Below are 12,336 nucleotides of genomic sequence, written 5' to 3' on the forward strand. Positions count from 1 at the left end.
TCCACGTCCGCGCGTCCTGCCCGTGGAGCACGCTCGTCGGATGGGTGACGCGCTCCGAGCACTGATCGACGCCGTCGGGCTCCAGGTCGGGCCGGGCACCGAGGTCCGGTCCGACGACGAGGCGTGGACGCTCGACGTCGAACCGACGGGCACCCACGTCTGGGTGGCGACGCGGTCCCGCTCCGTGTGGGTCCGGCACGGAGAGGACATCGCGATCGTCGACGCCGGCACCGCCGCCCTCGTCGAAGGGCACGCGACGATCACGATCAGCACGGGCCCCGAGCGCTCCGGCCCGCCCCGCGTCGCGGAGACGTACGCGTTCCCGCACGAGGCGCTCTTCGCGCTGACCGGTGTCCTCGTCGGCGCCGCAACGCTCGGCCCGCTCGCCGACGAGGTCCTCGCACTCCCACCCGTCGCGACCACCGGTCCGCCCGGGGCTCCCTCGCCCGACGTCGGCCTCGCGCTCCGCCACGTCGGGCACCTCGACGGCGGGAGGTGGCACGGCGCGCAGCAGCAGGCCCTCGCACGGCTCGTCGTCACGACGGTGCTCCGCGACAACCCGCCCCCGATGCTCGGCGACAACGGTCTCGCGCGGGTCCTCGACCGCCTGTTCGATCCGGCCGGTCCGTCGTCTCCGCAGGCCCTCCTCGTCGGTGTCCGGATGTCGGAGCGCACCCTCGAGCGCCGGTGCGCCGCAGTGACGGGTTGCTCGCCCGCGCAGCTCGGCCGCTGGTACCGCAGTCTCGCCGTCCGGAGCGCACTCACCCGAGGCGACCGCCCGTCCGACGTCGCGACCCGCTTCGGCTTCAGCACGACGTCGTCCATGCGGCGGGCTCTCGAGCGGGTCCGACCCCCGACGAACCGCCGGTGACCGTTGCCCGCGGGTGTAGGAGGTTCCGCTTCGCATCGATGACGGTTCTGGTTCACGATCCTCGGGTTTCGTGAACCAGAACCGTCACGGCGCGGAGAAGACCACGTCGTCCCGTCGCCGACCGGTGTGTGCGCGCCAGATCCAGGCAGCCGCGCCGCGCTTCGGGAGCGGGAGGGGGAGCGGCGGCGGGAGCGGGAGCGAGTCGTCGGCGCCGACCTCCGGAGCGGGTCAGGCGGGGGCGCGGCCGGTGGACTCGCGGACGCTCAGGGTGAGCGAGGGGCCCGGGCGTGAGGGGAGCGGGGCGCTGGCGTCGATCTGCGCGCGCAGTAGGGTCGCCGCACGCTGTCCGAGCTCGACCGTGTCGCGGGTGAGCGAGGTGATCGCTGGCCGGACGAGCCGGATCATCGCCGAGTCGTCGAAGGACACGATCGAGACGTCGCCGGGCACCGCGACGCCCATCTCGCTCGCCACGCCCAGCCCGGCGACGGCGAGCACGTCGTTGTCGTAGACGATCGCGGTCGGTCGGATGCTCCTCGACAGCAGGGTGCGGGTGGCGCTGGCGCCGGCCTCGGCCGAGTGGTCCGTCGGTACCGAGACCGTGTCGTCGAGCCCCTCGTCGGCAGCGAACGCCCGGAGCCGGTCCATGCGCATGGCGGTGTGCTCGAACTCGGGCCGGCCGGCGACGTGCGCGATGCGTCGGTGCCCGAGGGCGTGCAGGTACCGCAGAACGGTGTCGGTGGCGTCCGAGTCGTCGATCCAGACGAGCGGGCGGGAGGCGATCGCGGCCGGCCAGGCGGCGAACCTGCTGCAGCTGCACCAGGACTTCCCGAACATGTGGGACGCGTGGGACGTCGACCGGTACTACCGCAACCGCGTCGAGGACCTCGTGTCGACCACCGGGCTGGCCGCGTCGGTCGACGAGTCCGGGGTTGCACGGGTCGTCGTGTCCCGGGCGTTCGGCGACTCGACGGTGACGCAGGAGATCGTCCTGGCGCCGGGGTCGCGCACCCTGGAGTTCGACCAGGTGACCGACTGGCACGAGACCGAGAAGTCCCTCAAGGTGGCCTTCCCGCTCGACGTCCGCGCCGAGCACACCGTCGCCGAGACGCAGTTCGGCGCGCAGAAGCGGGTGACGCACACCAACACCTCGTGGGAGGCCGCGAAGTTCGAGACCTCGATGCACCGCTACGTGCTCGTGTCCGAGCCGGGCTTCGGCGTCGCCCTCGTGAACGACTCGATCCACGGCTTCGACACCACGCGCGACGCCGTCGACGGGCACGTCACCACCACCGTGCGGCTGTCGCTGCTGCGGGCACCGCGGTTCCCGGACCCCGAGACCGACCAGGGCGTGCAGACGCACCGGTACGGCATCGTCATCGGCACCGACCAGCTCGGAGCCACGTCGGCCGGCGTGCGGATGAACGCGGGCGCGCGGACCATCACCGCGGCGCACGGCTTCGCGCCGCTCGTGCAGGTGTCGGGCGACGTCGTGCTGTCGAGCGTCAAGCTCGCCGACGACCGGTCGGGTGACCTGGTCGTGCGCGTCTACGAGCCGTCCGGGCAGCGGGGGACCGGGGGCATCGCGGTCTCGGCCGACGGTGCTGCGTTCGGGCCGGCTGCCGAGGTCACGCTGCTCGAAGAGCCGCTCGGTGACGCCGAGGCGTCGGCCGACTTCGCCGCGTCCTCGTTCGCCGTCGACGCCTACGAGGTCCGCACCTTCCGGTTCCCGCGCAACTGACCGACCGACTGACCGACCGACCGACCGACCGCCCGTCCCACCCAAGGAGGAACCACATGAAGCAGTCCACGAAGTTCAGCATCGCGACCGCACTGGTCGCCATGCTCGCGGCACCACTGGTGCCCGCCGCAGCGTCCGCGGCGCCCTCCTCGTCCGGGTCCAGCCACGGGCACGGACACGGTTCCGGTCATGGTCACGGGCACCACGCTGCGCCCACCAAGTCGGGGCCGACGAGCATCGCCTACGTCGAGGTGAACAACGACGAGCTCGCCAACGTCGGGCGGTACACGCTGGAGAACGGCGCGAACGCGTTCGACGTGGCGATCATCTTCGCCGCGAACATCAACTACGAGGACGGCAAGGCGGTGCTGTACAACAACGAGAACGTGCAGCGAACCCTCGACCAGGCCGCCACGCAGATCCGCCCGCTGCAGGCCAAGGGCATCAAGGTCACGCTCTCGGTGCTCGGCAACCACCAGGGCGCCGGACTGGCGAACTTCCCGACGAAGGCCGCGGCGCGGGACTTCGCGGCGCAGGTCTCGGCGACCGTCAAGAAGTACGGACTCGACGGCGTCGACCTGGACGACGAGTACTCGGACTACGGCGCGAACGGCACCCCGCAGCCGAACCAGCAGTCCATCGGCTGGCTCATCAGTGCCCTCCGTGCGGACATGCCGGGCAAGATCATCTCGTTCTACGACATCGGCCCGTCCTCCGACGCCCTGAAGACCGCGAGCCCGTCGATCGGCGGGAAGCTCGACTACGCCTGGAACCCCTACTACGGCACCTACACGGCGCCGACGATCCCCGGCCTGCCGAAGTCGAAGGTCTCCGCCGCCGCGGTCGACATCCAGAACACCCCGCCGGCGACGGCGGTGTCGCTCGCACAGCGCACGAAGGCCGACGGCTACGGCGTCTTCATGACGTACAACCTGCCGGGAGGCGACGAGTCCGCCTACGTCTCCTCCTTCACCGAGGTGCTGTACGGACAGGCCGCGTCGTACCGCTGACGCTCGCGTCCTGACGGCGGCTCGCGCCCCGTGCTCCCCGGCTCCGGCCTGGAGGCACGGGGCGCGTCCGTCGTCCGGGTCCCGCTGGGCGGGCTCCCGCGGCGTGGTGCGAGGGCGGGGCCCCGGGTTCGCCTGGTGCGAGGGCGGGGCCCAGGGCTCGCCTGGTGCGAGGTTGCGCACTCGGTGCGAGCCCGCGCCCGTCGCACCGAGTGCGGAACCTCGCACGGAGTTCGGCGCCCCTCGCACCGTGCGAGGTCCGCGGCCGTACGATCGCCGCATGGAGCTCGAGTTCCGCGGCGAGGTGATCGAGTGGCGCGGCCCGTCACCGTTCTTCTTCGCCGTCGTGCCGCCGGACGCTGCCGAGGTCATCGCTGACCTCGCGCCGGTGCTCACCTACGGGTGGGGTGTGATCCCGGCGCGCGTGACGATCGGCTCGGTGACGTGGACGACGTCGCTGTTCCCGAAGGACGGCGGGTACCTCGTGCCGTTGCGTGCGGCGGAGCGGAAGCGTGCCCGGGTGGATCTCGGCGACTCCCCGGAGATCACCCTGGAGTTCGCCGGCCCCTGACGCGCGTGCCACCGACCATCACTCCTCCACAGGTCCGTCGATCGCGATGCTCCCCACAGGCATCGACGGTGGGCCCCGGTGTCGCGGTCCTGCTCCCTACCGTCGAAGGCGTGGAGGGGAGGTGGCGATGGTCGAACGACCACGACATCCCAAGAAGGACATCGAACTGGTCATGCGCGGGGCAGAGGCACGGGGATGGCGCTTCGCGAAGGGGAGGAAGTACTACAAGGCGTACTGCCCGTGCGGCGAACACCTGCACACGGTCCACTTGACGCCGTCGAACCCCTGGTACGTTGTGCATCTGAAGTATCGGCTCGCGCGAACGGGCTGTGAGGACAGGAGAACGTGATGACGAACTACTTCGTGCGGCTCGAGTGCGTGGCGCAACTCGGGGCAACGGACGATCCGCGCGCAGCCCTCGCAGCGGACTTCGACGCCATCGCGGACGCACTCTTCGACCTCGACGACGTCCACGACCAGGACCTGACCGCTGACCTGTCGACCGGCACGCTCACCTTCTCGATCGGTGTCGACGCGGACGACGAGTCCGGTGCACTCGACCGTGCGCTCGGAGTCGTCCGGACCGCACTGCACGTCGCTGGACGCGGCACTCCCGGTTGGGAGCAGCAGTACCGGATGCTGCGGCAGGAAGTCGGAGAAGCGCCGCTCGGAGCGCTCTGAGGCTGGCGGGCATCCGTCGCCGGAGTCAAACCGTGCAGACGGACCGGTCCCGTGCTACTTGCAGAGCTTCAGGCCCGCTTCGAGCACGGGCGAGATGTCGATCCTCAACCCGTCGACGTCAGGATCCGGTGCCCAGATGGGGTCGATTTCCGGGTACGACGTGTGATCCTGTGCGGTGCCGTTGACCGCGTAGCGGGTGCCGTCGGGAGCCTTGAGTGTCACGACGTTCAGATCCATGCCGCCCGCGGTGATGTTCTTGCAGCGCACGACCGCGTAGGGCACCGTCAGCGGCCACTTGTCTCCGAACTTGGTGCTGACCAGCAGGCCCTTCTTCTTCTCGAGCTTCTTCGGAACGTGGACCTTGGCCGCCGGAGCAGGGGGCGCGTAGTCGGCGCAGAACCCGTCTTGCGGGTCGCCGAGCTTTACCTTGCCGCTCTTCTTCTTGGGGAACTTGACGACGACGTACCCGGCGTTGCCGCCCTTGTCGTCCGGTCCTCCGCCCGGAGCCCACGTGCGGTCTACGCAGATCACACGCTTGCTGACCTTGACCCCGTTGACCGTCAGGCCCTCCCAGATCGGCGCATCGGGCAGTTCAGCGAGGACCCGCTTCTCGGCCTTCTTGATTCGCTTCGACTTCTTCGCGGTCGCCGTGGGCGTCGGTTCGCCGGTCGCGGTGGTCCGGGTAGGGGCAGCGGACGCCGCGCCCGCCGGCAGTGCTGCCGTGCTCGCGACGATGCTGACTGCCGCGAGCGCCATGACGGCGAAGGAGAGGTGCTTGTTCACGCGAACGAGAGTATGGCTCAGAGTCGGCTCCCGATAGCCCTTGTGCCTGGTTCTCGGCACCCATAGCGCCGGATCTAGCTGGGGCGCCTGTCCGGCTTGCGGCTGCAGCATCTCGACCGGCACTTCTCAGTAGGTGGAGGCCTGGAGTGTTGACCTCATCACGTCCGGCAGCACGTCTTCCACCGTGAGGAGCTCCTTCACCGCGCTGAACACGGTGTTCCGGTTCGCGCTGCGACAACGGCTGATTGCTTACAACCATACGACGCCGTGGACGTCCCATGCGCCACCAATGTCGAGGGGTTCGCGCCGTTGTTCCTGATCGCAGCACAGGGGTAGCAGGTACCAAAGGAGTTGGACGAGTGAGCGCCGTGAGGGCTGCTGATCCGCTTCGCGGCGGGCACTGAGCTACGAGCCACCGAGTTGCAAGGGTTACGCATCCGCGACCTCAACCTCTCGGCCGGGTACGTAGAAGTTGGGCCCTCTATCCGGCGCGTGAATGGCGAGTGGCAGGTGGGCATCTCCAATAGGGGCGCTCGTTCAACCCGGAACGTGCCGCTACTCTCGCGCTCGCTCATCGTTGACTTGCGCGAGTACCTGCTCGTGCATCCCAAACAGCAGCGACCCCGACGCGCTGTTCTGGGAAGCGGCAACGGCTCTCGTCGGCTTGACTGATCCCGGAACATCGACGGGGGGGGGGGTACGCGCCTACTACCTCGTGCCTGCCGCCCAGCAGCCGGGTGTGAAGCAACACATGCGCTTCCGCGATCTACGACACACGTACGCTTCACTCTTGCCCGCCGCGGGCTTCAAGCCGTACGAGGTCAGCCGATGGATGGCACGCGTTTGTCTCCACGACCGACACCATCTACTGACACCTCTACCCAACCGACTGATACGACCAGATCGCTCGGTTCGAGGCCTACGTCGCGGAGGTGTGATCCCCGTACTGATCCCAGAATCTCGGGTAGAAGAGGGATAGGGGCGATTCTGCGTCACCGTGCTCGCTGAGCGCCGCCCGACACTGTCGAGCAATCTCCGCCCTATAGGTGTCGATCTGTGGCACCAGCGTGAAGATGCTCGTCATATCGATCGGAACAGTGCGGAACTGCCCGACGTCGAACGGTAGGTGGTCGCCCGACCGGATTAGCTGGACCGCCGGTAGCCGACTCGCGTGCCGCAGAGCAAGCTCGTAGAACACGTTCGGATTGCCGAAGGAAAGGTCCGCGATCACGAGCGGAGCTCGAACGAGATGGTCAATGATTTGAGCAGTGATCATGCCCGGTGTGCTGATGCGATCTGCGCGGACTATGCGCAGCCCAAGCGTCTCCAGCGCTGGTTCGATGAGAGAGCCCAACATGAGGTCCGCATGCATCCGTTGCTCCGACCCCTCATCCCCGATCGGCGTCACCAAGAAGCAAACATCCGTGAGGTCAGCGGCGTTGGCTATCACCTGCGCGGGCGACTTGGCACTCTTGCGGGGTGCCGGGGGTGCCCGGTGGAACTCTCGGCGCGGCAGATCAGCCTCAGCTTCGTCCGCATCGTTCTCGTCGTCCTCCGGTAGTTCTTCAGCGACCTCGTCCAGGAGGATCTCGAAGGTGAGGAGTCGCTCGGCACCGGCGTACGTCGTGAGTAGTCCGAGGTCACGGGCGTTCGCGAGGAACGTCTCAACGCACTCGTTCGAGTGTGCTTTCGACGTAAGGGCTTGTTCCACGACAAAGTCGACCATGACTGAAGCGGCAGGCATGCGGTTGTTTTTGAACTGTTCGTACAGTGCGTTGAACGGCACGACGTCCGCGATGGCAAGCTGGAGCCGCGCTGCCAGCTTGGCTTGGCCGAGGGACTCGTCGCCTGATGCCAGTGAACCCTTTTCGGTCAGCTCCAAGAACTCAGCCTGATAGCTCCCCTTAGTCAGCCCGTATTGGGAGGAGTTCGTCACCAGCTGTCGGCTAGTGCCAGAATCCGCCGAGCGTCCCATCTGGTCGAAGAGCGTCAGCCTCCGCACACGTTGACCAGCGGCGTATCGCTGGATGGCCTCTGCCAGAGGCAAAGACTCGAGGAAAGACGCAGCTGGGTAGGACCGAGGCGTCCGCGTCCTCCGCGGCTTCTTATTGGGATCCGTTGTCTTTGAGGTCGCGTCGGCGCTGGCTTCGGGGAGCTCCGCCGTAGGGCCTTCAACTTGCGGCGAGTCGGGTCCGTTCGGCTGAGTTTCGTCAGCTTTCGAATGTTCCGAATCCGCGTCAGGGGCGCTCGCGGGTGTGGGGGGCGACGGGACATCGGTGTCCGAAGGCATGGCTGCGTTCCTAATGATGGAAGGTGAGGACTGCTCCTCACAACCTACAGCGGCTGCGCTCCGTCGCCTGGCACCCATCCGGGGGCTGGGCCCCCGCCACGCGTTGAACCACACAGAGGAGTTTCGGAGTGGTTCGGCCTGAGCGTCCGTGACCTGGACGGCCTACTTCCCAGTAGGCACAAGAGAGGGGATGACGGGAATCGAACCCGCGTAGCCAGTTTGGAAGAACGTCCCTTACGCATTACCAGTATAAACCGACGTGAACCGCCTAGGCCCTCGTAGGGCTGTTCTCGCCCGCATTCTCGGACATTCGCGAGAACTGCGGTGGTTCACGTCGGTTTGGCTCGGTCGGGGGTGGCGGAGCGCGGTAGGAGGGGTTTTCGGAGGGGCAGTAGTTCCTCTGAGCTTCCTACAGGCGAGACAGGAGCTCTGCCTTCTTGGCATCGAACTCTTCGGCTGTGACGATGCCAGCGTCGCGTAGCGCTCCAAGCTTCTCAAGCTGAACGAACACGTCGTCGGCCGATGCTTCGGGGACCGCGACGGGCGCGGGCGAAGCGGGTGCACCCTTCGAGCTGATTCGCCCGCGCACGGTATCGACGATCAGCTTGCCGACCTGCTTCCCCACACTCTTAATCTCAGCTTTGTTGCCCGAGACGAAAACGATTATGGAGCCGGTCAACATTCCAGAGTTCCACTGAACAGAGCTAACGCGATCAAGTGGGAAGTCTTCGGACACCTGCTTCATCACGCCGTCCTTTAAGAACAGCAAGCGCCGGTCAGTAAGTGCGACTATCCCGAGACCTTCGCCATACACGCCGGTTGAGACGTGCTCGACCGTCTCTCCCTCCCAGAGGTGCGATTCCAGTTTGCGAAGTTCGCGACCGCCGCCAGCTGTGGTACCCGCGCGATCCTTCGCGGCCTGGATATCGGAGCGTAGTTCAATTTTTTCTCGTGCCATGGTGATGACTCCTTCTGACTAATCGCAGAGCTTCAGGCCTGCGTTGATCACGGGCGAGATGTCGATCCTCAATCCGTCGACGTCAGGATTAGGTGCCCAGATGGGATCGATTTCCGGGTAGGAGGTGTGGTCCTGTGCGGTGCCGTTGACCGCGTAGCGAGTGCCGTCGGGAGCCTTGAGCGTCACGACGTTCAGATCCATGCCGCCCGCGGTGATGTTCTTGCAGCGCACAACCGCGTAAGGCACCGTCAGCGGCCACTCGTCTCCGAACTTGGTGCTGACCAGCAGGCCCCTCTTCTTCTTGAGCTTCTTAGGTACATGCACCTTCGCGACCGCGGTTGCAGCTGTGGGCTCGTAGTCCGCACACGCGCCGTCCTGCGGGTCGCCAAGCTTGATCTTCCCGCTCTTCTTTTTCGGGAACTTCACGACGACGTATCCGGCGTTCCCGCCCTTGTCGTCGGGTCCGCCGTCCGGTGCCCAGGTGCGATCCACGCAGACCACACGCTTGCTGACCTTCACGCCGTTGACCGTCAGCCCCTCCCAGATCGGGGCGTCGGACAGCTCAGCAAGAACGCGCCTCTCTGCCTTCTTGATCCGCTTCGACTTCTTCGCGGTCGCCGCGGGCGTCGACTCACCGGCCGCCGTGGCCTGGGTAGGGGCCGCTGATGCCGTGCCCGACGGCAGCGCTGCCGTGCTCGCAACGATGCTGACTGCCGCGAGCGCCGTAACGATGAAGGAGAGGTGCTTGTTCACACGGAGCAGAGTATGGCTCAAAGTCCGCTTTCGATAGCCCTCGTCTGCGGGTGCTGCTGGCCGCGTGGCCTGTTCTAGCTGGGGTGCTTGTCCGGCGTCGCGTTGCCGCTGGCTAGCCCCTCACGCCGCATCGCTCTCGCCTGCTCCTGCACGGTGAGCGGGCGCTTCGCTCGCTCCTTGTCGTCGCCGGTGTACTCGGTGCCGCGTTCGCTGTTGGTGTTCACGAGGATTGCCTTTCGTCATTGTCGATAGTTGCGAAAAGAAAAATGCCCCTTTCGCCCCGCGGTGCTGCCGCAAGTATGTACCGTGAAGGCTACAGCCAAAGGAAAGGGCAGCACATGGCAATGCGTCAATCCGAAGCGGAACTGCGCACCACCGTGCCTACAGAAGTAGTCGACGCACTGGATTTGATGGTGCGTCTCGGCGGCGTTTCGAAGGCAACTATCGTGCGCACCGCGCTGGTGGATCACCTGACGACGCTCGGGGTGCTCTTCCCCGAGGTCGCGCAAACACTCCGCCCGACCAAGACCCGCGGTCGCCTTCGCGACCGCTCAACCCAGAAGGAAGACCGATGACCGTCACCACCACCCCATACCCCGCCTACGGCGGACCGCGTGCAGCGAAGAACCTCCGGCAGAAGGCCGGCGACTACCGCGGTGCAGCCGAGGAACTGCGCGCCGAGCTGGACGCCGCCGAGCGTGCGTTCGGCGCTGCGTTCGAGCGAACCGACCAGGCCACCAGCACCCGGGACCGCATCCGCGACCTGGCCAAGCGCCCCGCGCGCCGGATCGGAGCCTGACATGCCCGTCTTCGACTACAGCCCAGCCGTGGCAGCCGACCCGGAGGTCTACCGCATCCACGCTCGCGAGGAGAGCTACCCCAACTCGGTCGCAGAGCAGACCGAGATCAAGCGCGTGGACGACGCCGTGTTCGGCCGCGTGCGCGTCTATGAGAACTCTCTGGTCGGTAGCTCCCAAGCACTCGTGGAACGGGGAACGGCCCTGACGCGAGAGACCACCCAGGTCGAGCAGTCCGTCCGCGAAGAGGTCGAGTACGCGCTGGATCACGAGAGCCGCACGGACCTGAAGCAAGTCGCCGCTCGTTACACCGCGCTGCACAGCCGGGCGCAGCAGAAGATCGAAGAGCTCGAACGGCTCGCCCGGGAGGCCGAGTGGCTGGCCGAAAAGGCCGAGGACCCCTACGGCGCGTACAGAAGCCTTGTGGTCCGCTATCCAGCGCTGAGCAAGAAATATTAGCCACAGAATACCGCCCCGACTCCCAAGAAAAGAGTCGGGGCGGCGGAGGGACTTGACCGTGACATCAAATATTCTACCAGAGCGTCCCTTAGACGCGCTGCACGCGCTGTGGAACTGGAAGCGCAGCTGGCTGAACCTCGACCCGGTACCGACCGCGCCGGGCGACAGCCCTATGCGCCACCTGAGCCGCGTGGAGCTCGCTACCATGCGACTGCGCGCAGACCTCTCTGCCGAACGCGTGCCGTGTCAGGGCATCGTGTTCGACGCTGCGATGCGCATCGCCGTGTGGGCGGATCGCGGCGTCCTGCCGTACATGTCCGGGTGGACCGTGGCCAAGTCGCTTCAGTCGCTCTATTACCCGCAGTCCTGGAACGCGAAGGTGCCCGTGCGCGGGCTCGACCTGCTCGTAGCGGTGGACTGCACCAGCGACATGCATGGCGTCTCCGTGACGCTCGACGCTGAACCGACTGACGGCCTCCACCACCGGCCGATGCGGCTGCGAAACCGCTGGGTCGAGCTCGAATAAATTTAACGTGATCTAGGATCCCCACGACGAGAGAGGCGGTGAGATGGATGAAGTACGGAAGCACGGCATGGCAGGGGCGGAACGCCACCACAGCCCGACCGGCGTCTATCGGGCGCGCCCCGCGGCTGCTCCCTGAACTCGCCGTCGTCTTCTCGCAGCTGTCGGATGCTGTCTTCACCGAGCGCGCCGTCGCCGAGATGCTGCGTGCCCACCAGCGCACGCAGGACAGGATCAATCGCCTCAACGCCCGGCTGCGCCACGCGCTGCGGGTGCTGGTCGTGCTCGTCGCCGCTGGCAGGACTCTCCGCGTGCCCGCTGCACGCCCCGCTGCTCGTCCTGCTAGCCCCAACGCTCCGAACGCCGTCCTGGCGGCTCGGCTGGCGTAGTAGTTCCTCTTCGCCAACCCGCCGCCTCTCAGGTCCTTCTTCCACCGGGCCGGGCGGCGAATTTGCGTGCTTCACGCGCGTGCATCGCTCCGGTCGAATCACCTGACAGGAGCCAGCCGTGGCATCCCTCAACAACTCCCCAGCGCCAGCGCGCAACTGGCTGCACTACGCCGAGGCCGCCGCCTACCTCGGATTGACGGACCGGCAAGTCCGTCGACTCGTCACAGGCAAGAAGATCGGCTTCACCCGTTTGGGCCTCCACACGCTGTTCAGCCCTGACCAGCTTGACGCCTACATCGAGGCCCACACCTTCACGCCGGAGCAGCAGTCGTGAGCTCGGCATGGCCGGCGCCTCCTGCGATTGCAGTCGAATGGGCCACCGCTCTTGATGCGCACAGGACCGCCCCGAACCAGTGGGAGGCAAGTTGCCCGAACCCTGACCACCGCGACGAGAAACCCTCGTTCGGCTTCAGCGTCGGGAAGGACGGGCGGGTTCTAGCCCACTGTTTTGGTTGC

At 66.8% G+C, this 12,336-nt stretch carries 17 protein-coding genes; 11 read left to right on the plus strand and 6 right to left on the minus strand.

Going from position 1 to position 12,336, the window contains the following annotated elements:
• Positions 1–40: 40 nt before the first annotated feature.
• The gene (locus DEJ20_RS05420; protein WP_111235325.1) at positions 41–871 is read left to right on the plus strand and encodes an AraC family transcriptional regulator; all 831 of its coding nucleotides are present in this window, start codon (positions 41–43) and stop codon (positions 869–871) included.
• A 228-nt stretch (positions 872–1,099) separates the two neighbouring features.
• Here the strand turns inward: DEJ20_RS05420 and DEJ20_RS05425 are convergent, their stop codons facing one another.
• A complete protein-coding gene (locus DEJ20_RS05425; protein WP_258377161.1) occupies positions 1,100–1,705 on the minus strand; it encodes a LacI family DNA-binding transcriptional regulator in 606 nt (201 codons plus the stop codon).
• Between DEJ20_RS05425 and DEJ20_RS05430 the strand changes: the two genes are divergently transcribed.
• The 4 genes from DEJ20_RS05430 (at position 1,608) to DEJ20_RS05445 (ending at position 4,868) form a co-directional block, all read left to right on the plus strand.
• Positions 1,608–2,609: a glycoside hydrolase family 38 C-terminal domain-containing protein gene (locus tag DEJ20_RS05430; RefSeq protein ID WP_349814998.1), complete on the plus strand. Its 1,002-nt coding sequence runs from the start codon at positions 1,608–1,610 to the stop codon at positions 2,607–2,609. The genes DEJ20_RS05425 and DEJ20_RS05430 overlap by 98 nt on opposite strands.
• A 56-nt stretch (positions 2,610–2,665) precedes the next feature.
• On the plus strand, positions 2,666–3,619 hold the full coding sequence (locus DEJ20_RS05435) for an endo-beta-N-acetylglucosaminidase H (RefSeq protein WP_111235324.1): 954 nt from the start codon (positions 2,666–2,668) through the stop codon (positions 3,617–3,619).
• A 277-nt stretch (positions 3,620–3,896) separates the two neighbouring features.
• Positions 3,897–4,187, plus strand: a complete 291-nt coding sequence (locus tag DEJ20_RS05440) for a DUF1905 domain-containing protein (protein WP_111235323.1) — start codon at positions 3,897–3,899, stop codon at positions 4,185–4,187.
• Positions 4,188–4,535: 348 nt separating this feature from the next.
• Positions 4,536–4,868 carry a hypothetical protein gene (locus tag DEJ20_RS05445; RefSeq protein ID WP_111235322.1) on the plus strand — a complete coding sequence of 111 codons (333 nt, stop codon included), beginning with the start codon at positions 4,536–4,538 and terminating at the stop codon, positions 4,866–4,868.
• Positions 4,869–4,922: 54 nt separating this feature from the next.
• Here DEJ20_RS05445 and DEJ20_RS05450 read toward each other — a convergent pair whose 3' ends face one another.
• The 5 genes from DEJ20_RS05450 to DEJ20_RS05470 form a co-directional block, all read right to left on the minus strand.
• Positions 4,923–5,651, minus strand: a complete 729-nt coding sequence (locus tag DEJ20_RS05450; RefSeq protein WP_258377160.1) for a DUF2511 domain-containing protein — start codon at positions 5,649–5,651, stop codon at positions 4,923–4,925.
• 919 nt (positions 5,652–6,570) lie between these two features.
• Positions 6,571–7,587 (minus strand): hypothetical protein, encoded by a 1,017-nt coding sequence (locus tag DEJ20_RS05455; protein ID WP_146245430.1) that lies wholly within the window; start codon positions 7,585–7,587, stop codon positions 6,571–6,573.
• 763 nt (positions 7,588–8,350) lie between these two features.
• Complete coding sequence (locus DEJ20_RS05460) at positions 8,351–8,899, minus strand: PH domain-containing protein (protein ID WP_111235320.1); 549 nt, start codon at positions 8,897–8,899, stop codon at positions 8,351–8,353.
• 18 nt (positions 8,900–8,917) lie between these two features.
• Positions 8,918–9,652, minus strand: coding sequence for a DUF2511 domain-containing protein (locus DEJ20_RS05465; protein ID WP_258377159.1), 735 nt, complete (start codon positions 9,650–9,652; stop codon positions 8,918–8,920).
• A gap of 74 nt (positions 9,653–9,726) precedes the next feature.
• The gene (locus DEJ20_RS05470) at positions 9,727–9,876 is read right to left on the minus strand and encodes a hypothetical protein (RefSeq protein ID WP_181431544.1); all 150 of its coding nucleotides are present in this window, start codon (positions 9,874–9,876) and stop codon (positions 9,727–9,729) included.
• 114 nt (positions 9,877–9,990) lie between these two features.
• On the opposite strand from DEJ20_RS05470, the gene DEJ20_RS05475 reads away from it, so the two are divergent.
• The 6 genes from DEJ20_RS05475 to DEJ20_RS05500 all read left to right on the plus strand — a co-directional run bounded on the left by DEJ20_RS05475 (position 9,991) and on the right by DEJ20_RS05500 (position 12,154).
• Positions 9,991–10,227, plus strand: a complete 237-nt coding sequence (locus tag DEJ20_RS05475; RefSeq protein ID WP_111235319.1) for a hypothetical protein — start codon at positions 9,991–9,993, stop codon at positions 10,225–10,227.
• Positions 10,224–10,451 carry a hypothetical protein gene (locus tag DEJ20_RS05480; protein WP_111235318.1) on the plus strand — a complete coding sequence of 76 codons (228 nt, stop codon included), beginning with the start codon at positions 10,224–10,226 and terminating at the stop codon, positions 10,449–10,451. The genes DEJ20_RS05475 and DEJ20_RS05480 overlap by 4 nt, the downstream gene beginning before the upstream one ends.
• Position 10,452: 1 nt before the next feature.
• Positions 10,453–10,908, plus strand: coding sequence for a hypothetical protein (locus DEJ20_RS05485; protein ID WP_111235317.1), 456 nt, complete (start codon positions 10,453–10,455; stop codon positions 10,906–10,908).
• A gap of 52 nt (positions 10,909–10,960) precedes the next feature.
• Complete coding sequence (locus tag DEJ20_RS05490) at positions 10,961–11,434, plus strand: hypothetical protein (RefSeq protein ID WP_146245429.1); 474 nt, start codon at positions 10,961–10,963, stop codon at positions 11,432–11,434.
• Between the two features lie 47 nt (positions 11,435–11,481).
• Entirely contained in the window at positions 11,482–11,820 is a 339-nt protein-coding gene (locus DEJ20_RS05495; protein ID WP_111235315.1) for a hypothetical protein, read from the plus strand.
• A 118-nt stretch (positions 11,821–11,938) separates the two neighbouring features.
• Complete coding sequence (locus tag DEJ20_RS05500) at positions 11,939–12,154, plus strand: excisionase family DNA-binding protein (RefSeq protein ID WP_111235314.1); 216 nt, start codon at positions 11,939–11,941, stop codon at positions 12,152–12,154.
• Positions 12,155–12,336 lie beyond the last annotated feature (182 nt).

The sequence above is a fragment of the Curtobacterium sp. MCSS17_005 genome, assembly GCF_003234225.2.
Taxonomy (GTDB): domain Bacteria; phylum Actinomycetota; class Actinomycetes; order Actinomycetales; family Microbacteriaceae; genus Curtobacterium; species Curtobacterium flaccumfaciens.

What these genes read in the sequence shown, in the direction of transcription:
- DEJ20_RS05480 (WP_111235318.1), top strand. Translation starts at nt 10,224, where the DNA reads ATGACCGTCACCACCACCCCATACCCCGCCTACGGCGGACCGCGTGCA.
- DEJ20_RS05475 (WP_111235319.1), top strand. Translation starts at nt 9,991, where the DNA reads ATGGCAATGCGTCAATCCGAAGCGGAACTGCGCACCACCGTGCCTACA.
- DEJ20_RS05440 (WP_111235323.1), top strand. Translation starts at nt 3,897, where the DNA reads ATGGAGCTCGAGTTCCGCGGCGAGGTGATCGAGTGGCGCGGCCCGTCA.
- DEJ20_RS05485 (WP_111235317.1), top strand. Translation starts at nt 10,453, where the DNA reads ATGCCCGTCTTCGACTACAGCCCAGCCGTGGCAGCCGACCCGGAGGTC.
- DEJ20_RS05420 (WP_111235325.1), top strand. Translation starts at nt 41, where the DNA reads ATGGGTGACGCGCTCCGAGCACTGATCGACGCCGTCGGGCTCCAGGTC.
- DEJ20_RS05435 (WP_111235324.1), top strand. Translation starts at nt 2,666, where the DNA reads ATGAAGCAGTCCACGAAGTTCAGCATCGCGACCGCACTGGTCGCCATG.
- DEJ20_RS05445 (WP_111235322.1), top strand. Translation starts at nt 4,536, where the DNA reads ATGACGAACTACTTCGTGCGGCTCGAGTGCGTGGCGCAACTCGGGGCA.
- DEJ20_RS05425 (WP_258377161.1), bottom strand. Translation starts at nt 1,705, where the DNA reads ATGTTCGGGAAGTCCTGGTGCAGCTGCAGCAGGTTCGCCGCCTGGCCG.
- DEJ20_RS05460 (WP_111235320.1), bottom strand. Translation starts at nt 8,899, where the DNA reads ATGGCACGAGAAAAAATTGAACTACGCTCCGATATCCAGGCCGCGAAG.
- DEJ20_RS05495 (WP_111235315.1), top strand. Translation starts at nt 11,482, where the DNA reads ATGAAGTACGGAAGCACGGCATGGCAGGGGCGGAACGCCACCACAGCC.